General features: G+C 67.4%; 20 protein-coding genes and 1 other RNA gene. 17 read left to right on the forward strand and 4 right to left on the reverse strand.

Annotation, left to right across the window (positions count from 1 at the left end; all coding sequences use genetic code 11):
• Positions 1 to 21: 21 nt before the first annotated feature.
• The gene (locus MKK63_RS27160; protein WP_147939981.1) at positions 22 to 393 is read right to left on the reverse strand and encodes a transposase; all 372 of its coding nucleotides are present in this window, start codon (positions 391 to 393) and stop codon (positions 22 to 24) included.
• 1,117 nt (positions 394 to 1,510) lie between these two features.
• Here MKK63_RS27160 and MKK63_RS27165 point away from each other — a divergent pair.
• The 11 genes from MKK63_RS27165 (at position 1,511) to murD (ending at position 14,695) form a co-directional block, all read left to right on the forward strand.
• On the forward strand, positions 1,511 to 2,656 hold the full coding sequence (locus MKK63_RS27165) for a DUF2235 domain-containing protein (RefSeq protein ID WP_244007046.1): 1,146 nt from the start codon (positions 1,511 to 1,513) through the stop codon (positions 2,654 to 2,656).
• A gap of 133 nt (positions 2,657 to 2,789) precedes the next feature.
• The gene (locus MKK63_RS27170; protein WP_244007047.1) at positions 2,790 to 3,770 is read left to right on the forward strand and encodes an aldo/keto reductase; all 981 of its coding nucleotides are present in this window, start codon (positions 2,790 to 2,792) and stop codon (positions 3,768 to 3,770) included.
• 553 nt (positions 3,771 to 4,323) lie between these two features.
• Positions 4,324 to 4,764, forward strand: a complete 441-nt coding sequence (locus MKK63_RS27175) for a VOC family protein (protein WP_244007048.1) — start codon at positions 4,324 to 4,326, stop codon at positions 4,762 to 4,764.
• Between the two features lie 46 nt (positions 4,765 to 4,810).
• An RNA gene (rnpB, locus tag MKK63_RS27180) (RNase P RNA component class A) lies at positions 4,811 to 5,209 on the forward strand.
• Positions 5,210 to 5,627: 418 nt separating this feature from the next.
• On the forward strand, positions 5,628 to 6,689 hold the full coding sequence (rsmH, locus tag MKK63_RS27185) for a 16S rRNA (cytosine(1402)-N(4))-methyltransferase RsmH (RefSeq protein ID WP_244007049.1): 1,062 nt from the start codon (positions 5,628 to 5,630) through the stop codon (positions 6,687 to 6,689).
• A complete protein-coding gene (locus MKK63_RS27190; RefSeq protein ID WP_244007050.1) occupies positions 6,686 to 7,099 on the forward strand; it encodes a hypothetical protein in 414 nt (137 codons plus the stop codon). The genes rsmH and MKK63_RS27190 overlap by 4 nt, the downstream gene beginning before the upstream one ends.
• Positions 7,100 to 7,105: 6 nt before the next feature.
• Positions 7,106 to 9,004, forward strand: coding sequence for a peptidoglycan D,D-transpeptidase FtsI family protein (locus MKK63_RS27195; RefSeq protein ID WP_244007052.1), 1,899 nt, complete (start codon positions 7,106 to 7,108; stop codon positions 9,002 to 9,004).
• A gap of 10 nt (positions 9,005 to 9,014) precedes the next feature.
• A complete protein-coding gene (locus tag MKK63_RS27200; RefSeq protein ID WP_244007054.1) occupies positions 9,015 to 10,475 on the forward strand; it encodes a UDP-N-acetylmuramoyl-L-alanyl-D-glutamate--2,6-diaminopimelate ligase in 1,461 nt (486 codons plus the stop codon).
• Between the two features lie 18 nt (positions 10,476 to 10,493).
• Complete coding sequence (locus MKK63_RS27205) at positions 10,494 to 11,945, forward strand: UDP-N-acetylmuramoylalanyl-D-glutamyl-2,6-diaminopimelate--D-alanyl-D-alanine ligase (protein ID WP_244007056.1); 1,452 nt, start codon at positions 10,494 to 10,496, stop codon at positions 11,943 to 11,945.
• 94 nt (positions 11,946 to 12,039) lie between these two features.
• Positions 12,040 to 13,125, forward strand: coding sequence for a phospho-N-acetylmuramoyl-pentapeptide-transferase (gene mraY / locus MKK63_RS27210; protein WP_244007058.1), 1,086 nt, complete (start codon positions 12,040 to 12,042; stop codon positions 13,123 to 13,125).
• A gap of 205 nt (positions 13,126 to 13,330) precedes the next feature.
• On the forward strand, positions 13,331 to 14,695 hold the full coding sequence (murD, locus tag MKK63_RS27215; RefSeq protein WP_244007060.1) for a UDP-N-acetylmuramoyl-L-alanine--D-glutamate ligase: 1,365 nt from the start codon (positions 13,331 to 13,333) through the stop codon (positions 14,693 to 14,695).
• Between the two features lie 7 nt (positions 14,696 to 14,702).
• On the opposite strand, the gene MKK63_RS27220 is transcribed toward murD, so the two are convergent.
• Positions 14,703 to 16,178 (reverse strand): PAS domain S-box protein, encoded by a 1,476-nt coding sequence (locus MKK63_RS27220; protein ID WP_244007061.1) that lies wholly within the window; start codon positions 16,176 to 16,178, stop codon positions 14,703 to 14,705.
• 254 nt (positions 16,179 to 16,432) lie between these two features.
• Here MKK63_RS27220 and MKK63_RS27225 point away from each other — a divergent pair, with 254 nt between their 5' ends.
• Genes MKK63_RS27225 through murC form a run of 3 tightly spaced genes read left to right on the forward strand, consistent with a single transcriptional unit; the run spans position 16,433 to position 20,162 of the window.
• Positions 16,433 to 17,599 (forward strand): FtsW/RodA/SpoVE family cell cycle protein, encoded by a 1,167-nt coding sequence (locus MKK63_RS27225; protein ID WP_244007062.1) that lies wholly within the window; start codon positions 16,433 to 16,435, stop codon positions 17,597 to 17,599.
• Complete coding sequence (gene murG / locus MKK63_RS27230) at positions 17,596 to 18,705, forward strand: undecaprenyldiphospho-muramoylpentapeptide beta-N-acetylglucosaminyltransferase (RefSeq protein ID WP_244007063.1); 1,110 nt, start codon at positions 17,596 to 17,598, stop codon at positions 18,703 to 18,705. Before MKK63_RS27225 ends, murG begins: the two co-directional genes overlap by 4 nt.
• Positions 18,706 to 18,755: 50 nt before the next feature.
• Entirely contained in the window at positions 18,756 to 20,162 is a 1,407-nt protein-coding gene (gene murC / locus MKK63_RS27235; protein WP_244007064.1) for a UDP-N-acetylmuramate--L-alanine ligase, read from the forward strand.
• 15 nt (positions 20,163 to 20,177) lie between these two features.
• Here the strand turns inward: murC and MKK63_RS27240 are convergent, their stop codons facing one another.
• Together MKK63_RS27240 and MKK63_RS27245 are read right to left on the reverse strand one after the other, a co-directional pair.
• Complete coding sequence (locus tag MKK63_RS27240) at positions 20,178 to 20,519, reverse strand: helix-turn-helix domain-containing protein (RefSeq protein WP_244007065.1); 342 nt, start codon at positions 20,517 to 20,519, stop codon at positions 20,178 to 20,180.
• Positions 20,520 to 20,571: 52 nt separating this feature from the next.
• Positions 20,572 to 20,841: a type II toxin-antitoxin system RelE family toxin gene (locus MKK63_RS27245; protein WP_244007066.1), complete on the reverse strand. Its 270-nt coding sequence runs from the start codon at positions 20,839 to 20,841 to the stop codon at positions 20,572 to 20,574.
• Between the two features lie 152 nt (positions 20,842 to 20,993).
• Here MKK63_RS27245 and murB point away from each other — a divergent pair, with 152 nt between their 5' ends.
• Genes murB through MKK63_RS27260 form a run of 3 tightly spaced genes read left to right on the forward strand, consistent with a single transcriptional unit; the run spans position 20,994 to position 22,524 of the window.
• Entirely contained in the window at positions 20,994 to 21,926 is a 933-nt protein-coding gene (gene murB, locus MKK63_RS27250; RefSeq protein WP_244007067.1) for a UDP-N-acetylmuramate dehydrogenase, read from the forward strand.
• A 30-nt stretch (positions 21,927 to 21,956) separates the two neighbouring features.
• A complete protein-coding gene (locus MKK63_RS27255) occupies positions 21,957 to 22,190 on the forward strand; it encodes an AbrB/MazE/SpoVT family DNA-binding domain-containing protein (protein WP_244007069.1) in 234 nt (77 codons plus the stop codon).
• Positions 22,177 to 22,524, forward strand: coding sequence for a type II toxin-antitoxin system PemK/MazF family toxin (locus tag MKK63_RS27260; RefSeq protein WP_244007071.1), 348 nt, complete (start codon positions 22,177 to 22,179; stop codon positions 22,522 to 22,524). The genes MKK63_RS27255 and MKK63_RS27260 overlap by 14 nt, the downstream gene beginning before the upstream one ends.
• Positions 22,525 to 22,538 lie beyond the last annotated feature (14 nt).

Here is a 22,538-nt window from a genome sequence, read left to right on the forward strand (position 1 = left end):
CAATCTGTGGTGCGTCGGTCGTCAGATGGTCGCTCCGGGGGGGGCGCGCCATTTGCGGTCAATTCTCAGGCCACGCCGGCGTGGACGTGATCGCGCCATCGCCACGGGATCGAGGGCGCGGGCTTCATCGGTCCACCCGGCATCGGACAGCTTCTTCAGCATGGCCGACCAGAAGGGTCGATGGCGCCATCGACTGAAACGTCGATAGACGGAGCCGCGCGGACCGTACACTGCCGGGCAATCTGGCCACCGGCATCCTGTCAGCGACACATGGATGATGCCGGACACGGTGTGACGGTCGTCTAGGTGCTCGGCGACTGAGTTAGGCATGTAGGGGGCAATGACAGCCCACTGCGCGTCGCTGAGCCAGAACAAGCCTTCCTGATCGACCATACGACGTAGGCCATCCGCGACGCTCTAACCTTTTTAGAATAGCTCCAATGAGATCGCAAGGCTTTCGGTGCCGATTCGACGAGCCAGGCGTCAGACGGTCTACATCGATTTGCTGATGTTTCAGCAAAAGTAATATCTTTAGAATCAACTTATTGTTTTCGGATGCGTCTAGAAATTTTACATAAAAATCCGAACTTTCGTGGCCAGATCGCAGTCGTTAGCTGGTACAGCGTTAGTATGTTGTCGGCTTTCGAGTAACGACTCAACTTCATATGTCCACCTCTTCCGAAATTTCAAGTTGGCTAACGGACGGCCGCCTTGGGGGAGCGCCGACAGCCGTCCGAACAGCTGGATTGGGTCATCAAAAAGCTGTCCGCTTCTCCAGTGCTTTTTCCCCGAAGCGGACCGGCCGCTGTCGGCCAAACCCGGACGTTCAGGCTGAGCTGAGAGTGTCGCTTTAGGACATCCCATAAAGGCTACGTTTGCCACTATGGGAACGGCCAATGGCGCGATACAAGTGCTTACTGAACGAGCAGCCGAATATGCCAGCAAGCTTAGATAGATGTTCTAGTGACGGCGTGTATTCGATTGAGGTTGCGAACAAGGACTAGGAGGGGGAACCGAGCAAATTAACCGGAGCGTGGCGGAGTGGGATCTGGGCATATTAACGATACTACTAACACTTCATACGACCCTTTTATGTCTCCAAAAGCTAAAAAATACCTTATTGATCAGGGCTTTACTCGGAAAACCCAACGTAAATATCTAGTCATGCGCTCGACTAACTGTCGAATTCGATCCGGAGCATCAGCGGTCGACCGATGCTGGCATCGCGGTAGGGTACGGCCCCGCATGCAGTCGTGGAGGATTGTAGCCAACCCGGGTAACGCCTCTATTTGGCCTACGACAGCATCAAGCGTCGGCCTGTTGCCTCCGCCTTTCCGCGCCTACGTCTTGGCGGACGGCCGAAGATCACCGGTAGGGTAGATATGAGTCCGAGACCGACCGTCATTCAGGGGCAGTCACCAAACTTGTGACGGCCCACATAGAGATTAGTTTCAAACAGTCCTAAATCATTACCGGCGGTCATTTAGCGGCGATCGCGGGGGAGGTCCCGATGAAACGGATCGTGGTTTGCTGCGACGGCACCTGGAACAATGACGACCTCCAAACCGACGACACAAACGTTGCGCAGATCGCCCGCTCGATCCACGGGTCGGTCGAGACAGGCGAGGCCTCGTTCCAAATCGTGCTCTACCTTCGAGGCGTCGGGACAACCGGCTTGACGTTGGAGACGTTCATCGAGGGCGCGACCGGATTCGGCATCGACGATAACATAAGGTCAGGGTACCAGTTCATCGCTCAGAACTACGTTCCCGTTGACGAGATTTTCCTGTTCGGATTCTCGCGAGGCGCTTTCACTGCCCGTAGCCTAGTCGGCTTGATGTCCGCTTGCGGGGTCCTGAAGCGGCAATCTCTGGCATCGCTGCCGGACGCTTGGGCGTACTACCGCTCCTCCAAGCCCCATTCGCCGAAGGATTTCGCTGTCAGATCCAAAGCCCAAGTCCACGACGGCGTGACGATCGAATTTTTAAGCGTGTGGGACACGGTAGGCAGCCTCGGCATCCCCGGCACCCTCCTTGCTGATGCCAACAAGAAGGCCTTCGCCTTCCACGATACAAGCCCTTGCTCCATCGTGAAGACGGCCGTCCAAGCCCTGGCCATCGACGAACATCGCCACAACTTTATTCCGACCTACTGGACGGGCACCGCGCCGGCCGGCTCTTCGGTCCAGCAGGTGTGGTTCGCAGGCGCGCATGCCGATGTCGGAGGCGGCTACAACAACCGAACGCTCGCCGACATTCCGCTGGTCTGGATGGCGAGGAAAGCCGAGGCGGCCGGTCTCGCGATCGATTGGGATTGTTTGCCCAAGGGACAGCTGGACGCGGGGGCGCCCGCCCACGACTCGTCATCAGGGCTGTTTGCCCTCGACCACTTCCGCCCAACGCTACGTCGGATCGGTGAACGTCCGTGTGATGCAGCGTTCAACGAGAGCCTGTATATCGCCCAGGACGAGAACGGACGGCCGATTCAAGCGATCAACCAGGCGGTGCACCGGAGCGTGATCAACCGCTACGGCAAGCCCGCTCAGCTGTGCACCGACGACGGGAGTGGAACGTGTTCGTCTGCGATCTACCAGCCTAAGACCCTGCAGCCTTACTTCGATAAAAGAGGTTTCTCAGGCCTGCCGGTCGTCGACTAAGCGCAGAAAGACCGAGTTCGGAAGGCCGCACGCCAACGGTGGGCGAGGGCTGAGTGAGCCTACCTTCTGCGCCGAACTCCAACCGATCGACGCTGCACCCATCGACAATTAAACTCACCGCGAGGAAAGCCGCATGGAGTACGTGAAGTTCGGTTCGACAGGGATCAAGGTCTCTCGCCTCTGCCTCGGCTGCATGACCTTTGGTGATCCCGAGAGGGGCGCCCATCCCTGGACGCTCGATGAAGAGAAGAGTCGGCCCGTCATCCGACAGGCCATCGAGCACGGGATCACCTTCTTCGATACAGCCAATGTGTACTCCGACGGCTCGTCGGAGGAGATCACGGGCAGGCTCCTCAAGGAATTTGCCAATCGCGACGACATCATCCTCGCCACCAAGGTCTACAACCGCATGCGACCCGGCCCGAATGGGATGGGCTTGTCGCGCAAGGCGATCATGCGGGAGATCGACGCCAGTCTGAAGCGACTTGGAACAGACTATGTCGACCTCTACCAGATCCACCGCTTCGACCACGACACACCCATTGAGGAAACTTTAGAGGCGCTCCACGACGTCGTGAAGGCGGGCAAGGCGCGTTACATCGGCGCCTCCTCGATGCCGGCCTGGCGCTTTGCCAAGGCGCGGTATGTCTCACGTCTGCACGGCTGGACGGAGTTCGTCAGCATGCAGAACCACGTGAACCTCCTCTACCGGGAGGAGGAACGGGAGATGCTGCCTCTATGTGCCGAGGAGGGGGTGGCGGTGATGCCGTGGAGCCCACTGGCAAGAGGGCGGCTCACGCGTCCCTGGGACGAGACGACGGATCGGCTACGAACGGATGATGCGCTTCACCGATTCTACGGTAAGACCGAGGACGCGGATCGCAAGGTTGTCGATGCGCTTGGCGAGGTCGCTGAGCAGAGAGGCGTACCTCGCGCTCAAATCGCGCTGGCATGGCTTCTCAGGAAGGGCAAACAGGTCACACCGATCATCGGTGCGTCTAAGCCGAATCACCTGACCGACGCTGTTGCTGCGTTGACGCTCGAGCTGACTGACGAAGAATGCTTGGCGCTGGAAGCACCTTACATCCCGCACGAAGTGTCAGGTCATAGCTGATCCTGGGGCACTCGCTGAGCATGCTGGAGTGGGCGAGGAGGATCAGGGGGGAGGGAGCTCCATCCTGAGGCTGAGACCGAAAAGCCCAAAGAGGCTGATTCGGGCTAGAGATCAGGCGGGGTAAATTTCCGACCAGGAATGGATCGGGCGATCTGGAGTAGCGAAGGGTAGCTGCGGAAGGTGAACTCGAACGACAGCTCAGGGTGCGGGATAGCGGCATAATAGCGATACTGCTCTGCTTCTCCTTCGCGAACTCGATCATCCGCCTTCCCGCAGAGCTGTTCCAAATCAAAGACTTACACCGTCACGTCGTTGCGCCGATCGCCAGCGCACCGACCCAACCGTCCAATTCGAGCGGTTTGGAAGATACCAGAACCCCTTAATGACCTCGGGCCGATAGCAGCTCACATCCGGCCTACTCACCGGCTCACTCGACGCTAACTATCGTCGCGATCAACCGGCTGCCGCGGGCGGTCGCCCTGCAACCAAGCGCGTGTCAGCTTCTTGCCAGGGCCCATAAAAACCCTGCCGATATCAATAGGATAGCTTCCCTATGGAATTTCTGCACACCATGGTCCGGGTGGCCGATCTCGACCGGGCGCTCGCCTTCTACGTCGATACGTTCGGCCTGCAGGAGGTCCGGCGCGTCGAAAACGAGAAGGGTCGGTTCACCCTGGTCTTCCTGGCGGCCCCCGGCGATGCCGCCCGGGCCAAGGAGACGAAATCGCCGCTGGTCGAACTGACCTACAATTGGGACCCGGAGACCTACTCGGGCGGGCGCAATTTCGGGCACCTCGCCTATCAGGTCGACGACATCTACGCCTTCTGCGCCAAGCTGAGGGACAAGGGCGTGACCATCAACCGGCCGCCCCGCGACGGCCACATGGCCTTCGTGAAGTCGCCGGACGGCATCTCGATCGAGATCCTCCAGAAGGGGGGCGCCAAGGAGCCGCAGGAGCCCTGGACTTCCATGGAGAACACCGGCACCTGGTGATCCGTCCTTGACCCGGACTGATCCGCGAGCGCATCTGCCCGCTGGATCAGCCGGCCGGGCGGCCGCTCCGGACGCTTTCGCGTCCGGGGAGGAAAGTCCGGGCTCCATGGAGAGACGGTGCCGGATAACGTCCGGCGGGGGCGACCCCAGGGACAGTGCCACAGAGAGCAGACCGCCCCGGACGCGTCCGGGGTCAGGGTGAAAGGGTGCGGTAAGAGCGCACCGCGGACGCGGCAACGCGGACGGCATGGCAAACCCCACCGGGAGCAAGACCGAATAGGGGCGGCGCGCCCTTCGCGAGAGGGGCAGGCCTTCTCTCCAGGCCAGTCGCCCGGGTTGGTTGCTCGAGGCGGTCGGCAACGACCGTCCCAGAGGAATGGCCGCCACGTCGGCGTGCGCAAGTGCGCCGGCCCTACAGAACCCGGCTTATAGGCCGGCTGATCCACCACCACCGGAAATTTTAAACGGACACAAGGGCTTACCGCCGACGGACATCGCCCGCCGCGGCCTGTGCGGACGTGCGATTTTCCGCGCGGTGAAAACCTTCGGTTAACCTTGCGGGGGTCAGATCGGTTCGCGCGGCAGCGCCAAGCGTGTCCGTTGACGATCCTCCGAGGCCCATGATACCCGGCATCCTCCCGTCAACGGCGCGTATCGGATCGCCGGGCGCAACCTGCCTCGCCGCAGGGCCCGTCCGTGCGCGGCGTTTTGCGCACGCTGCATCCGGTGCCGTTCCCGTCACGTGTGCCGCCCTCGGGCGGCCCGGCCCAGGGCACCATGAGACGCTTGAGCCGCTTCCGCGACCGGCTTTCCGGACCGCGCAGCTATCCCGCCCCGTTCCGCGCCGCCGCGCCGAGGCGCGCATGACCCGACGCCGTCCCCTGCCGGAGGATCATGACCCTGCGCACCAGCGCGGCGCAGCCGCGCCGCACATCCCCGTCCTGCTCGACGAAGTGGCGGCCGCGTTGCGGACCGACGGCGGCCTCGCGGTCGACGGCACGTTCGGCGCCGGCGGCTATACAGGCGCGCTGCTGGAACGGGATCCAGCCCTGAACATCATCGCCATCGATCGGGACCCGAGCGCGATCGCGGCCGGGCAGGCCCTGGTCACGGCCACCAAGGGTCGCCTCCGTCTCGTCTCCGGCCGCTTCGGCGAACTCGACGCCCTCCTCGCCGAGGCCGGCGAGGCGCAGGCGGACTACGTCGTGCTCGATATCGGCGTCTCGTCCATGCAGCTCGACGCGCCGGAGCGCGGCTTCTCGTTCCGCTTCGACGGCCCCCTCGACATGCGCATGGGCAGCGACGGCCCGAGCGCCGCGGACCTCGTCAACGAGGCCGAGGAAACGGCGTTGGCCGACATCATCTATCATTACGGCGAGGAGCGGCGCTCACGTGCCGTCGCGCGGGCCATCCACGAGGCCCGCCGCCGCGGCCGGATCGAGACGACCGCGCAGCTCGCCGAGCTGGTCGCCGGCGTCGTCCGGGTCGAGCCCGGGAGCCACATCCACCCGGCGACGCGGACCTTCCAGGGTCTGCGGATCGCCGTCAACGATGAACTCGGCGAGCTGGTGCGGGCACTGCACGCGGCCGAGCGGGTGCTCCGGCCCGGCGGCCGGCTCGCGGTCGTGACGTTCCATTCCCTGGAGGACCGGATCGTCAAGCAGTTCTTCGCCGCGCGCAGCGGCCGGTCCGCCCAGGGCTCGCGGCACCTGCCCGGCACGCAAGCCGAGGTTATGCGGAGCTTCACCCTCGTGACCAAGGGCCCGGTTCTGCCGGGCGAGGCCGAGATCGCGCGCAACCCGCGCGCCCGCTCGGCCAAGCTCCGCGCCGCCGAACGCACGGAATGCGCGGCACCGGAACCGCTGGCGGCGCTGACCGAACTCGCGAGCCTCCCCGAAGCCGCCCGTGGGGGCCACCGCCGATGATCCGCCTCCTCAACCTGCTGGCGGTCGTCGGGCTCGTGGCCTCGGCGATCTATGCCTACTCGATCAAGTACGACACGCTCTATCAGGGCGGTCAGGTCTCGAAGCTGCAGACGGCGCTGCACAAGGAGCGCCAGGCGATCGCAGTGCTGCGCGCCGAGTGGCAGCTCCTCACGCGCCCGGACCGCCTCCAGGCTGCCGTCGACAAGCATCTCGCCCTGGAACCGATCGGCACCAGCCATCTGGCGCGCCTCGCGGATCTGCCCGCCCGGCAGGAGCGCGGTGACGAGATCGGCCGGCTGCTCGCCGCCACCGCGACGCCCAAGGATAAGGGCGGGCCCGAGCCGCGCACCACCGGCTCGATCACCCGCACCGTCACCACGGCCCGCACCCCGACGACCGCTTCGAGGTAGTCACCCGTGTCCCAAGACACCGACCAGACCCCAGACGCCGCCGCTGCGGCGCCCGACACCGGCGTGTCGGAGCACGAGGCCGCGCTTCTCGAGGCCGCCGCCCTGGCCCTTGCGGCGTCCACCCCACGCCCGATCCCCGACGAGGCGCTTCCGCCGGAGCCGCGCGCCGACCGCGCCAAGGCGTTCGTGCGCAGCATGTTCCGGCTGGCGATCGAGCGGTCGCATATGCGCGTGGCGCTCGTCGGGCTGGTCTTCGTCGGCGTGTTCGGCACGATCTCGACCAAGCTCCTGATGATGGCGATCTTCGGGGAGCCGCCCAGCCAGGAGCACCGGGTGGCGGCCGCCTCCTCGACGGCGTTCCGGCCCGACATCGTCGACCGGAACGGCGAGATCCTGGCCACCGACATCCGCACCGTCTCGGTCTTCGCCGAGCCGGGCAACATCTACGACAAGGACGAGGCGGTGGAGCTGCTCACCGCGGTCCTGCCGGAACTCAACGCTACGGAACTCCGCGCCAAGCTGTCCTCGCGCAAAGGCCGCAGCGGCGCGGGCTTCGTCTGGGTGAAGCGCGAGCTGACCCCGAAGCAGCAGGCCGAGGTCCACCGGCTCGGCATCCCCGGCATCGGCTTCCTGCCCGACCACAAGCGCGTCTACCCGAACGGCGTGGCGGCTGCCCATATCCTGGGCGCGACCAACCTCGACGGCATCGGCATCGCCGGCATGGAGAAGTACATCGACAACACCGGGATCCAGGCGCTCAACAGCTTCGGGCTGATCAACAAGCAGGCCGACCTGAAGCCGGTGCAGCTCTCCATCGATCTGCGCGCCCAGTTCGCGGTGCGCGACGAGCTGGCCTGGGGCATCGACCACTTCAAGGCCAAGGCCGGCGCCTCGATGATCCTCGACGTGAAGACCGGTGAGGTCATCGCCCTGGTCTCGATGCCCGACTTCGACCCGAACGACCCGAAGGACGCGCTGTCGCCCGACCGGATCAACCGGATGAATGTCGGCGTCTACGAGATGGGCTCGACCTTCAAGGCGATGACGCTCGCCATGGCGCTCGATTCCGGCAAGTATAACGTCAACTCGACCTTCGACACCCGCGGCGGCGTGCTGAACTGGGGGCGCCAGAAGATCCACGAGTATCACGGGACCAACCGGGTCATCACCATGCCGGAGGTGTTCACCCACTCCTCCAACATCGGCTCGGCCAAGATGGCCTTGGGCGTCGGCGTGCCCGGCCACAAGGCGTTCCTGAAGAAGATGGGCCTGCTCGACCGGCTGCGCACCGAGCTGCCCGAGAGCGCGGCACCGATCGTCCCGTCCCGCTGGACCGAGATCAACACCATCACCATCGCGTTCGGCCACGGCATCGCGGTGGCGCCGATCCAGGCGGCGGCGGCGGTGGCGGCCATCGCCAATGGCGGCGACCTGATCACCCCGACCTTCCTCAAGGCGAATCCCGACGACAAGGCACGCTCCACCCACGTCCTGTCGGGTCAGACCTCCGAGGCGATGCGCTACATCATGCGCCTCAACGCCTCCGAGGGCTCGGCCAAGAAGGCGGCGATCCCGTACTACTTCGTGGGCGGCAAGACCGGCACAGCCGAGAAGGTGATCGGCGGCCGCTACATCCACAACCGGTTGTTCACGACCTTCATGGCGGCGGCGCCGATGAACGACCCGAAATACCTGTTCGTCACCATCATGGACGAACCGCAGGGCCTGCCGGAATCGGGCGGTTACGCCACGGCGGCCTGGAACGCGGGCGTGGTCACCGGCAAGGTGATCGAGCGCGTCGCGCCGATCCTGGGCCTGCCGCCGCAATTCGAGCCGCCGGTGCGGCCGTTCCCCCAGATGGTCAAGCTCAACGCCTACCACATCAACCAGCTCGGCGGCCCGTGAGGGAGGTGTCATGACGGCCCGGCTCGCCGATCTCTTCCCAGAAGCCCCCGCGGGCGCCGCGGAACTGGCGGTGTCGGGCCTGACCGCGGACAGCCGGCAGGTCGCCACCGGCACGGTGTTCGTCGCCGTGCCGGGCACGAAGGCCGATGGGCGTCGGTTCGCCCCCCAGGCGGCCAATCGCGGCGCCGTGGCGGTGGCGGGGGAAGGCGCGCGTCCGGCCGACCTGCCGGAGGCGGTGGCCTGGGTGCCCGTGGCGGACGCCCGCAGGGCTCTGGCGCTGGCCGCCGCGCGGTTCGCGGGATCGCAGCCGGACAGCGTGGTGGCGGTGACCGGCACCGCGGGCAAGAGTTCCGTCGCCGACTTCGTGCGCCAGATCCTGGCCCGCCTCGGCCGCGACGCGGCGAGCCTCGGCACCGTCGGGATCGTCACCAACCGCGGCGCGCAGTACGGCTCGCTCACCACGCCGGACCCCGTGACGCTGCACGAGACTCTGGCGCGTTTGGCGCAGGAGGGCGTGACCGACCTCGCCATGGAGGCGTCTTCGCACGGGATCGAGCAGCGCCGCCTCGATGGCGTACGGCTCATTGCGGCGGGCTTCACCAATCTCGGGCGCGACCACCTCGATTATCACGCGAGCATCGAAGAATATCTCGCGGCCAAGATGAGGCTTTTCACGGAGCTCCTGCCAGCAGGTTGCCCGGCGGTGGTCAACGCCGACGGGGCCTATGCCGACCGGGTGATTGCCGCCGCCGGGGAGGCCGGCCGGCCCGTCCGCACGGTCGGCCGCGCCGGCCGCGACCTGCGGATCGAGTCCGTCCAGACGGAAGGGTTCGCCCAGGCGGTCCGGCTCATCGAACGGGAGCGCGTCCGCACGCTGCGTCTGCCGCTCGTCGGCGAATTCCAGGTTGAGAACGCCCTGGTGGCGGCCGGCCTCGCGCTCGCCACCCCCGCCGGCGCAGCCGACCCGGACGGTGTGTTCGCCGCTCTGGACCATCTCACCGGCGTGCCCGGCCGGATGGAGCGGATCGGGGAGGCGCGGGGCGGGCTCTGCCTCGTCGACTACGCCCACAAGCCCGAGGCGTTGGAAAGCGTGCTGACGGCTTTGCGCCCCTTCGCGTCCGGCCGGCTCGTGGTGGTGTTCGGCTGCGGCGGCGACCGCGACCGCGGCAAGCGCCCGCTGATGGGCGCGATCGCGCAGCGCCTCGCCGACACGGTCATCGTCACCGACGACAACCCGCGCACCGAGGCGCCCGCGGCGATCCGCCAAGCGATCCTGGCCGCGGCCCCGGGAGCCGAGGAGATCGGCGACCGGGAAGCGGCGATCCGGACAGCCGTGGGCCGCCTCGGGCCCGGCGACGTGCTGGTCGTAGCTGGCAAAGGTCATGAAACCGGCCAGATCGTGGGAGATCGCACCCTACCGTTCTCGGACCACGCGATCCTGCGTGCCGCCATCGCCGACGCGGCCGCCTGACGGCGACGGGGGTTGACCATGACCGCACTCTGGACCAGCGCGGAGCTCGAAGCCGCCACCGGCGGCCGCCTGATCGGCGCTGAGCGGCCGATCGGTGGCGCCTCGATCGACACCCGAACGCTTCAAGCCGGCGACCTGTTCTTCGCCATCCGGGGCGAGGCGCGCGATGGACACGACTTCGTCGCCGACGCCCTGGCGCGCGGAGCCGGCGCCGCGCTGGTGCGCCAGGATCGCGCCGACGCGCTGGCGGCGCATGGCCCGCTGCTGGCGGTGCCGGAGATCGGCGAGGATCCGGTCCTGACCGCGATGGTCCGCCTCGGCTCGGCCGCCCGCGCCCGGACCTCGGCTCAGGTGGTGGCGGTGACGGGCTCGGTCGGCAAGACGGGCACCAAGGAAGCTTTGCGCCACGTCCTGTCCGAGCAGGGCGAGACCCATGCCTCGGCGGCCTCCTACAACAACCATTGGGGCGTCCCGCTGACGCTGGCCCGGATGCCCGCTTCGACGCGCTACGGCGTGTTCGAAATCGGCATGAACCACGCCGCCGAGATCATGCCGCTGACCGCGCAGGTCCGGCCCGCCATCGCGCTGATCACCACGGTCGAGCCGGTCCATATCGAGCATTTCGCATCGCTTGCCGCCATCGCGGACGCCAAGGGCGAGATCTTCTCCGGGCTCCAGCCCGGCGGCGTCGCCATCATCAACCGGGACGGCCCGCATTTCGACCGCCTCGTCGCCCACGCGCAGGCGTCCCGGGCCGGCCGGATCGTCAGCTTCGGCGAGCACCCGCAGGCCGATGTCCGCGCCCAGCGGATCGTGCTGCGCCCCGATCTCTCTGTGGTGGACGCGGTGGTGATGGGTGAGGCCGTCACCTACAAGCTCGGCACCGCCGGCCGGCACACGGCGCTGAATTCGCTCGGCGTCATGGCGGTGATCCATGCGCTCGGCGCCGACCTCGCCCGGGCCGCGCTGTCGCTCGGCACGCTGTCCCCACCCGCCGGGCGCGGGGCGCGGACCGCGCTGGAGATCGACGGCGGCACCGCCTACCTCATCGATGAGAGCTACAACGCCAACCCGGCTGCGGTCCGGGCGGCATTGGCGACGCTGGCCGGCATCGAGACCGGGCCGCGCGGGCGCCGCATCGCGGTGCTCGGCGACATGCTGGAACTCGGCGCCGCCGCCCCGGACCTTCATCGCGGCCTCGCCGAAGCGGTCGAGGCCGCGCACATCGATCTCGTCTTCACGGCCGGCCCGCTGACGCGCCACCTGTTCGAGGCGCTCCCGGTCAGCCGCCGGGCCGGCGTGGCCGACACCGCCGCCGACCTGATCGAGCCGCTCACGCGGATCCTGCGGCCCGGGGATGCCGTCATGATCAAGGGATCGAACGGCAGCCGCATGGGCCGGATTGTCGACGCGCTGAAAGCCCGCTACGCGAACGACCCGGCGCGGCGCGCCCTCGCGACGGCCCCCTGATCGCGCGCCTGAGTTGATCGATGCGGACGAGCGTCAAGGACGATCGGTGCCGCTCCCTGAAACCCTCGCCTGAACGAAGGGGCCGAGCGCCCGCATGCTGTACCTTCTCTCGGAACTGAGCGGCAGCTTCACGCCGCTGAACGTGTTCCGCTACATCACCTTCCGCACCGGCGGCGCGCTGTTCACGGCGGGCCTGTTCGTGTTCTGGTTCGGCCCCTGGATCATCTCGCTCCTGCGGATCCGCCAGGGCAAGGGCCAGCCGATCCGCGAGGACGGGCCGCAGACCCATCTGCTGACCAAGCGCGGCACCCCGACCATGGGCGGCTTGATGATCCTGGCCGGCGCCGTGGTGGCGATCCTGCTCTGGGCCAACCCCCGCAACCATTATGTGTGGGTGACGCTGACCGTCACGCTCGGGTTCGGGGCGATCGGATTCTACGACGACTACCTCAAGGTGACGAAGCAGTCGCACAAGGGCTTCTCCGGCAAGTTCCGATTGGCCTTGGAGGCTGTGATCGCGCTCGCGGCCTGCATCACCGTCGCGGTCTATTCCCCCTCCGCGCTACAGAACCAGCTCGCCTTCCCGGTCTTCAAGGACGCGCTCCTGAACCTCGGCTGGTTCTACCCACTGTTCGGTGCCTTCGTGATCGTCGGCGCCGGCAATTCCGTGAACATGACCGATGGGCTCGACGGGCTCGCCATCGTGCCGGTGATGATCGCCTGCGGCACCTTCGGGTTCATCGCCTACCTCGTCGGCAACTCCTTCACGGCGAGCTACCTGCAGGTGAACTACGTCCGCGACACGGGCGAACTTGCCGTGGTCTGCGGCGCGGTGATCGGGGCCGGCCTCGGCTTCCTCTGGTTCAACGCACCGCCGGCCCAGATCTTCATGGGCGACACCGGGTCGCTCGCGCTCGGCGGCCTGCTCGGCAGCATCGCGGTGGCGACCAAGCATGAGATCGTCCTGGCGATCGTCGGCGGCCTGTTCGTGCTGGAGATGATGTCGGTGATCATCCAGGTCGCGTCGTTCAAGTTGACGGGCAAGCGCGTCTTCCGGATGGCGCCGATCCACCACCATTTCGAGCAGAAGGGCTGGAAGGAGCCGCAGGTCGTGATCCGGTTCTGGATCATCGCGGTCATCCTGGCGCTGGCGGGCTTGGCGACGCTGAAGCTGCGCTGATACTTATGATAGACAAGCGATACGAGAGGGCGATCCTATCCGCGCCCTCATCCGGAGGTGCCGTAGCGTAGCGGAGGCCTCGAAGGAGCTCTCCAGCCGGCCGTGCGATCCCTGGAGCGCCCCTTCGAGGCCCGCTGACGCGGTCACCTGAGGATGAGGGCGAGGGTGGGATCGGCCGGTTCGGTCGCCGCATCCAGAGCTCCCCATGATTCCCGTCACCGTCTTCCAAGATCAGACCGTCGCTCTGTTCGGGCTCGGCGGCTCCGGACTCGCCACAGCGCTGGCCCTGAAGGCGGGCGGTGCCGATGTGCGGGCGTGGGACGACAACGCCGACAGCCGCGTCCGCGCGCAGGACGCTGGAATCGGCATCGCGAATCTGCGTGAGTCCGACTGGTCCCGCCTCTCGGCGCTGGTGCTGAGCCCCGGCGTTCCCCTGACCCACCCGGAACCGCATTGGAGCGTCCGCCTCGCCAAGGAGGCCGGCGTCGAGATCATCGGCGACATCGAGCTGTTCTGCCGCGAGCGCCGGGCGCGGGCGCCGGGGGCACCCTTCGTGGCGATCACCGGGACCAACGGCAAATCGACCACCACGGCGCTGATCGCCCATGTCCTGGCCCAGGCGGGCCGCGACGTGCAGATGGGCGGCAATATCGGCACTGCGATCCTCTCGCTGGAGCCGCCCTCCGCGGACCGCGTCCACGTGATCGAGATGTCGTCCTTCCAGATCGACCTCACGCCAAGCCTCGACCCGAGCGTCGGCGTGCTGATGAACATCACCCCGGACCATCTCGACCGTCACGGCACCATGGAGCAGTACGCCGCCATCAAGGAGCGTCTGATCCAGGGCGCAGGGGTTGCCGTTGTCGGCATCGACGACGCGCCGAGCCGCGCCATCGCCGAAAGGCGCGGCATCGACCTCGTGCGTGTCCACGTGCCCCACGGTGAGGTTCTCGCCACCGATGCCCTGACGGTACGCGACGGCATCGTCCGCGAGCCGGACGGCACGGCGCTCGCCGATGTGAATGGGATCGGCTCACTGCGGGGCGCCCACAATTGGCAGAACGCGGCGGTCGCCGTGGCGGTGGCGCGGGCGCTTGGTCTGTCGGGTGAGCAGATCCAGGCCGGGTTGGCCTCGTTCCCGGGCCTGCCGCATCGGATGGAAGAGGTCGGACGGCGCAGCCACGTGCTGTTCGTCAACGACTCCAAGGCGACCAACGCCGATTCCACCGAGAAGGCACTCCTCGCCTTCCGGGACATTCACTGGATCCTCGGCGGCAAGGCCAAGGATGGTGGAATCTTCCCGCTGGTGCCGTATTTCGAGCGGGTCGCCCATGCCTATTTGATCGGTGCGGCGTCCGACGCCTTCGCGGCGACCCTGGACGGTGCCGTCCCCTATACCCGCTGCGAGACGCTGGACGTGGCGGTGCCGAAGGCCGCCGAGAACGCCGCCGCGTCGGGCGCCCCGGAGCCCGTGGTGCTGCTCTCGCCGGCCTGCGCGTCCTACGATCAGTTCCCGAACTTCGAAGTGCGCGGCAACAAGTTCCGGGACCTCGTGCGGGCGCTCGACTGAGGGAGGCTCAGCGCGCCAGAACCTTGGCGGCCTCGCGGGTCGTCCCCACCGCCTGCGAGACGCCGGCCACCGACTGCACGATCGCGCCGATATTGCCCGTGATCGCCGTGACCGCGCCGGAGGCGCTCTGCATGTTCTCGGCGAGGTCGCGCGTCACCGCACTCTGCTCCTCGATGGCGGCCGCCGTCGCCACCACCGTCTCGCGCATCACCGAGACCGAGGCCCCGATCGAGCCCAGCGCCACCACCACCTCCTGCGAGACCCGCTGTACGCTGGCGATCTCGCCGTTGATCTGGCCGGTGGCGCGGGCGGCCTGATCGGCCAAAGCCTTCACCTCGGAGGCCACCACCGCGAAGCCGCGCCCGGCCTCGCCGGCGCGCGCCGCCTCGATCGTGGCGTTCAGCGCCAGCAGGTTGATCTGGCCGGCGATGTTCTGGATCAGGCCGACGATGCCCGTCATCGCGGTCGCGGTGACGGCGAGCCGCTTCGTGTGGGCGTCGGCATCCTGAACGCAGGCATAGGCGGTGTCGGTGGCGCTCTGGGAGCGCACGATGCTCTGGGACATTTCGGCCACCGACGCCGCCAGTTCCTCGGCCGCGGCGGCAACGGTCTGGACATTGCCGGAGGTCGAATCGGCAGCCGAGGAGGCCAGCACGGCCGCCTGGGTCGAATGCGACACGGCCTGCTCGATTTCGCCGAAATTCTGATCGATGAGCGTGCGCAGGTCGGCGAACAGGCGAACCTGCTCGCTGATGTCGGTGGCGAACTTGACCACCTTGTAGGGACGCCCGGCCGCATCCAGGATCGGATTGTAGGAGGCCTGGATCCAGACCTCGCGGCCACCCTTGCCGATCCGGCGGAACTGCGCCGCCTGATAGCTTCCATTGCGCAGGGCCGCCCAGAAGGCCCGGTAGGCCTCGCTGTCCCGGTAGCCCGGCTCGACGAACCGGCTGTGATGCTGCCCGACGACCTCGGTGCGGTCATAGCCCATGACCGCCAGGAAGTTGTCGTTCGCCTCGATCACGGTGCCGTCGAGGTCGAAGGCGATGACCGCCTGTACCTTGTCGATCGCCGCGATCTGGCCGGCGCGGTCGGCTTCTTCGGTCCTTTGCCGGGTGATGTCGGTGGCGAACTTCACCACCTTGTAGGGCCGGCCGCGGGCATCGAGCATCGGGTTGTAGGAGGCCTGGATCCAGATCGGGCGGCCGCCGCGACCGCTCCGCTGGAACTGCCCGGTCTCGAACGTCCCGGCCCGCAGCCGTTCCCAGAACGCCCGATAATCGGCGGAGTCGCGCTGGGCCGGCTCCAGGAACAGGCTGTGGTGCTGGCCGATGATCTCAGGCAGCGTATAGCCGACGACATCGAGGAAGTTCTGGTTCGCCGAGAGGATCCGGCCGTTCAGATCGAATTCGATCACGCCCTGGACTCGATCGAGGGCCGCGAGCTTGGCCTGGGCTTCACGGACGTTCAGGGTCTTGAACATGGCGTGCCGACTTCCGGTTGGCGGACCGGACGCCTCACGCTCCGTGTCGCCGGGTAAATACACCTGCAGGTTGCGTTACCAAAATTAACATAGCGTATCTCAAGTGCAGTATTCGGATACCAGTAAGCTTACGCCGTCGCCGCCGCGGTTCGCGCGTTCGCGGCCCTCCATAAGGCTCCGTTTACCATTCCTGCACAGGATCCAGCCCGACCCGCGCGGATCGTCGTCCGCACGGACTGGAGTCGTCACCCGGCATGATGTCACGTGCTGAACGCACCCCCCTGACGGACTGGTGGTGGACCGTGGACCGCGGCCTGCTCGCCGCCCTGTTCGCGCTCATGGTCGCCGGCCTCGTCTTCCTGATGGGCGGCGGCCCGCCGGTCGCCGAGCGCATCGGCTTGCCGACCTTCTACTTCCTGAACCGGCAGGCGATGTACCTCGCGCCGACCATCCTGCTGATCTGCGCGGTGTCGTTCCTGTCCCTGCGCGGCATCCGCCGGCTGGCCCTGGTCACATGGATCTGCGGCGTCGCCCTCTGCCTGCTCGCCGGCAAGTTCGGCCCCGAGATCAAGGGCGCGCATCGCTGGATCCAGTTCGGCCCCTTCGGCCTCCAGCCCTCGGAATTCGTGAAGCCGGCCTTCGTGGTGGTGGCCGCCTGGGCGTTCTCGGAGGGCGCCCAGCGCCGCGATATGCCCGGCGGCTTCCTGGCGATGCTGCTCCTGCCGATCACCATCGTGCCGTTGCTGCTTCAGCCCGATTTCGGCCAGACCATGCTGATTACCATGGTGTGGTGCGCGCTGTTCTTCGTGGCCGGCCTGCACCTGATCTGGGTCGCGGTGCTCGGGGTGCTCGGGCTCGGGGGCGTCTTTGCGGCTTACCTGTTCTTCCACCACGTGCGCGAGCGCTTCAACAAGTTCCTCGACCGGGATTCCGGCGGCGGCTTCCAGGATTTCTGGTCGCGCGAATCCTTCCGCTCGGGCGGCTGGTTCGGCACCGGGCCGGGGGAGGGCGTGGCCAAGCGGCACCTGCCGGACGCCCACACCGACTTCATCTTCTCGGTCACCGGCGAGGAATTCGGCGTGATCGTCTGCCTGTGCCTCGTGGCCCTGTTCGCCTTCATCGTGCTGCGCGGCTTGAAGCTCGCCCGCCGTACCGACGACACCTTCTCGCGGCTGGCGATCACCGGCCTGACCACCCTGTTCGGGCTTCAGGCGTGCATCAACATGGCGGTGAACACCCAGCTGATGCCTGCCAAGGGCATGACGCTGCCCTTCGTGTCCTACGGCGGCTCGTCGCTGATCTCGCTGGCGCTCGGCACGGGCTTCCTCGTCGCCCTGACCCGGAAACGTCCGCGCACCATCCAGCTCAGCCAGAAGCCCCCCGGCACCGCACCCGCCACCGTGGCCGGAGTGATGCGGTGACAGTTTTCACCCCGACGATCCTGCTCTGCGCAGGCGGCACCGGCGGCCACCTGTTCCCGGCCGAAAGCCTCGCCCACGCGCTCCGCGCCCGCGGCATCCGGGTGGCGCTCGCCACCGATGCCCGGGTCGATTCGATCGCCTCCGAGTTTCCGGCTTCGGAAGTGATCACCATTGCGTCGGCGACGCCGTCCGGCCGCTCGCCGCTGAAACGGGCCAGCGCCGTTCTGACGCTCGGCCGCGGCTTCGGCGTCGCCGCCAAGGAGATCCGGCGGATCAACCCGGCCGCCATCGTGGGCTTCGGCGGGTATCCAACCGTGCCGCCGGTCCTGGCCGGCCAGATCCTGCGGGTGCCCACGATCCTGCACGAGCAGAACGCCGTGATGGGCCGGGCCAACGCGTTCCTGGCGCGGGGCGCGCGCACCATCGCCACGGGCTTCAAGGTGGTGCGCGGCGTACCCGACACGGCGAAGGCCCCGCGCATCCACACCGGCAACCCGCTTCGCCCGGCAGTGATCGAGGCCGCGAAGGTCCCGTATCCCGCCTTCACCGACGGTGACGTTCTGCGCCTCCTGGTCTTCGGCGGCAGCCAGGGCGCCCGAGTCATGGGCGAAGTCGTGCCCGTGGCGATCGAGCGCCTGCCCGACGCCCTGCGCGCCCGGCTACACCTCGTACAGCAGGTCCGACCCGAGGATCTGACGGCGGTGCAGAACCGCTACCTCGCGATGGGTCTCGCCGGGGTCGAGGCGGCGCCGTTCTTCAAGGACCTGCCCGCCCGCATGGCCGCGAGCCACCTCGTGGTCGGGCGCTCGGGCGCCTCCACGGTCTCGGAACTGGCCGCGATCGGTCGTCCGGCGATCCTCGTGCCGCTGCCGGGATCCCTCGATCAGGACCAGGCCGCCAACGCCGCGACCCTCGATGCCATCGGCGCCGCTTTGGCCGTGAAGCAGTCGGACTTCACCCCGGATCGCCTCGCCGCAGAGCTCACAGCCTGCTTCGCGACGCCGGCAAAATTGACCGCGGCGGCCGATGCGGCCAGAAGCGCGGGCATCCATGATGCCGCCGAACGGCTGGCCGAGGTCGTCGTCGAGACGGCGGCCCGCACCTGATCCTTCCGGGATTCCGCGACCTGCGATCCCGCCACCAGACGGTTCGACCCATGAAGCTGCCCGACAAGCTCGGCCCCATCCACTTCATCGGCATCGGCGGCATCGGCATGTCCGGCATCGCCGAGGTGATGCACAATCTCGGCTACACGGTGCAGGGCTCGGACGCCAACGACAACGCCAATGTCCGCCGTCTCGCCGAGAAAGGCATGCGCACCTTCGTGGGCCACAACGCCGACAACGTCGCGGAGGCCGCGCTGGTCGTGGTCTCGACGGCGATCCAGCGTGACAACCCCGAGCTGGAATCCGCCCGGGAGCGCCGCCTGCCCGTGGTGCGCCGGGCCGAGATGCTGGCCGAGTTGATGCGCTTCAAGTCCTGCGTCGCCATCGCGGGCACGCACGGCAAGACCACGACCACGTCCCTGGTCGCGACCCTGCTGGATGCCGGCAACCTCGATCCGACCGTGATCAACGGCGGCATCATCAACGCCTACGGCACCAACGCCCGGATGGGCGAGGGCGACTGGATGGTGGTGGAGGCCGACGAATCCGACGGCACCTTCCTCAAGCTGCCCGCAGACGTGGCGATCGTCACAAATATCGATCCCGAGCATCTCGACCATTTCGGCTCGTTCGAGGCGGTCAAGGACGCGTTCCGGCGCTTCATCGACAATATCCCGTTCTACGGCTTCGCGGTGATGTGCACCGATCACCCGGTGGTGCAGGATCTCGTCGGCCATATCGAGGACCGGCGGATCATCACCTACGGCGAGAACCCGCAGGCGGATGTGCGCCTGATCGACGTGGACCTGCGCGGCGGCCAAAGCCGCTTCCGGGTGATGATCCGCGACCGCCGCCCGGGCTACCGGATGGAGATGGAGGATCTGGTCCTGCCGATGCCGGGCAAGCACAACGCCCTCAACGCCACCGCGGCGCTGGCGGTGGCCCACGAACTCGGCGTGAAGCCCGAGGCGATCCGCAACGCGCTGGCCGGTTTCGGCGGCGTGAAGCGGCGCTTCACCCGCACCGGCGAATGGAACGGCGCGACGATCTTCGACGATTACGGCCACCATCCGGTGGAGATCAAGGCGGTGCTCAAGGCCGCCCGGGCCTCGACCGAGCACGGGGTGATCGCGATCGTGCAGCCGCACCGCTACACGCGGCTGCAATCGCTGTTCGACGATTTCTGCACCTGCTTCAACGACGCCGACACGGTGATCGTCGCCCCGGTCTACGCCGCCGGCGAGGCGCCGATCGAGGGGTTCGACCGCGACAGCCTCGTGGCGGGCCTGCGCTCCCGCGGCCACCGGGACGCCCGGGCGCTGGAGCGGCCGGAGGAGCTGCCCGGGATCATCGCCGACCTCGCCAAGCCGGGCGATTACGTGGTGTTCCTCGGCGCCGGCACGATCACCCAATGGGCCTACGCGCTGCCGGATGAGCTTGCCGCGCGGGGGCGGTGAGGGGATGGCGATGCGTCAGGACGCGTCGAGCACGAGGTCCTCGGCGTCGATGCCGAGCGCCCGCGCGAGCCGACGGTAGACCGACATGTCCACTGTGCGCGCGCCCGTTTCGAGCGCGGTGATATCCTCCTCCGCGAGACCGCAGGCTTTCCCCAGCGCGGCGGCGGTTTCGCCCCGACGCCTGCGCCAGAAAGCCAGGGGGCTCGGCGCCGCCCGCAGGGCGTCGAGGTCGGCCTCACTCAGAAGTTCTTCCTGGCCGGACGCGAGCCGCGCCGCCGAGTCAGAGATGAGGCGGGCATCGAGATTGTCGTCCGCCAAGTCACGCAGGCGTTCGAATTCAGCCTCGGGGAGAATCACGATCGCCTCTCCGGAGGGCGTCCTGGTTCTGACGATCGTCACGGGCGGAGTCCTAATCGTAGATCGTGCTTCGCGGGCCGACCGCATGGACAATGATCCGATCGGGCTCGATCGTGAAGATGGCCCGCCAATTTCCGACGCGCAGGCGCAGACGCTTTCCCTCGCCTTTGAGCGCCTTCACGTTGTTGGCGAGGCTTCCAGAATCGCGTGCGTAGGAGCGGAGCTTCTCGCGGATCAGATCTTCGGCGTTCTTCGGCAGGCGGCCGAGGCTCCGCGCGGCGGCCCGCGTGAAGACCAGAGATTTGGCTGCCTCGCCATCCATCGCCCCGCGATCCCCTCACGCAAGCCGATTCTGCCGGCGCGAAGCTTAGAGCCGTGCCCGATCGCGTTACAATCGCGCGCGGCTCTAAGCCTTTGTCGTGACGCGCTCTCTTGCGCCGAACCGGTTTCCACTTCGGCGGAGAGCGCTCTAGCATGACCGTATCCCTCCACGACCGCGTCCGCGCCGCCGCCCCCGATCTCCGCGGGCGTCTGCTCAGCCAGCAGCCGCTGGCCGATCTCACATGGTTCCGCGTCGGCGGACCGGCCGAGGTGCTGTTCACCCCGGCCGACGAGGAGGATCTCGCCCGCCTCCTCGCCGCCCTGGAACCGGACGTGCCCGTGACGGTGATCGGGCTCGGATCCAACCTGATCGTCCGCGACGGTGGCGTGCCCGGCGTGGTGATCCGCCTCGGGGGAAAGGCCTTCGGCGGCATCGCGATCGACGGCGATACCCTGACGGTGGGCACCGCCGTGCCCGACATGCGCCTCGCCAAGGCCGCCGCCGAGGCCGGGCTCGACGGCCTCGCGTTCTACCGCGGCATCCCGGGCTCGATCGGCGGCGCGCTGCGCATGAACGCGGGCGCCCATGGCGGCGAGACCACCGACGTGCTGATCGAGGCAACCGGCATCGATCGCCGGGGGACGCTGCGCACCTTCAGCCACGCCGAGATGGGCTTCTCCTACCGGCATGCGGACGCACCGGAGGACGTGATCTTCACCCGCGCGCTGTTCCGCGGGAAGCCCGGCGACCGCGCCGCCATCGAGGCCGAGATGGAGCGGGTCACCGCCGCCCGCGAGGCCGCCCAGCCGATCCGCGAACGCACCGGCGGCTCGACCTTCGCCAACCCGCCGGGCGGCAAGGCGTGGCAGCTCATCGACGCCGCCGGCTGCCGGGGGCTGACCCGCGGCGGGGCGCAGGTCAGCGCGATGCACTGCAACTTCCTGATCAACACCGGCACCGCCACCGCGGCCGATATCGAGGGGCTGGGCGAAGACGTCCGCCGCCGGGTGCGGGAGACCAGCGGGGTCGCGCTGCGCTGGGAAATCCGCCGGATCGGCTTGGCGTCACCGGTGGTAAGCCGGTAAGATGTAAGCCAGACGGTGAGAGGGACCGACATGGCGGATCAACGCGCACGGACCGCTTATTCAAAAGTCTCGGTGAAGAGCCAGACTGTCCTGCCAACGGAGGTGCGGGAGCATCTCGCTATCCGGCCGGGGGACCGCCTGCGCTACCGGATCACGCCGGACGGCATCCGAATCGACAAGGCTCCCCCTGACGGGGAGGATCCGTTCGTGGCCTTCACGGAATGGGCCGGCCCGATCGACGATGAAGACTATGCCGACCTCTGAGCTGCCGGCCGGGACCGTCGTCGTCGTGCCGTTTCCCTATTCCGATCGGTTGGCGGAGAAGCGCCGGCCCGCCCTCATCGTATCGGGGCCGGCTGTGGCCGAAGCTGGCTACGTCTGGATCGCGATGATCACCGGTGCGCGTAACACGCAGGCCACGGGCGATGTCCGCATCGACGATGTTGCCGCGGCCGGCCTCAGCGTCGCCTCTGTGGTTCGCCCGCTCAAGATTGCCTGCATTGAGTCCACCCGAATCCTGCGCCGTATCGGGACGCTGCCGGCCGGCACGGCCGCCCAGGTCTTCACCGCAATCAAGAGCCTGATCGGCCCGGCATGAGCCGATCCCCAACA

Origin of the sequence: Methylobacterium sp. J-088, assembly GCF_022829295.1 — a bacterium.
Taxonomy (GTDB): domain Bacteria; phylum Pseudomonadota; class Alphaproteobacteria; order Rhizobiales; family Beijerinckiaceae; genus Methylobacterium.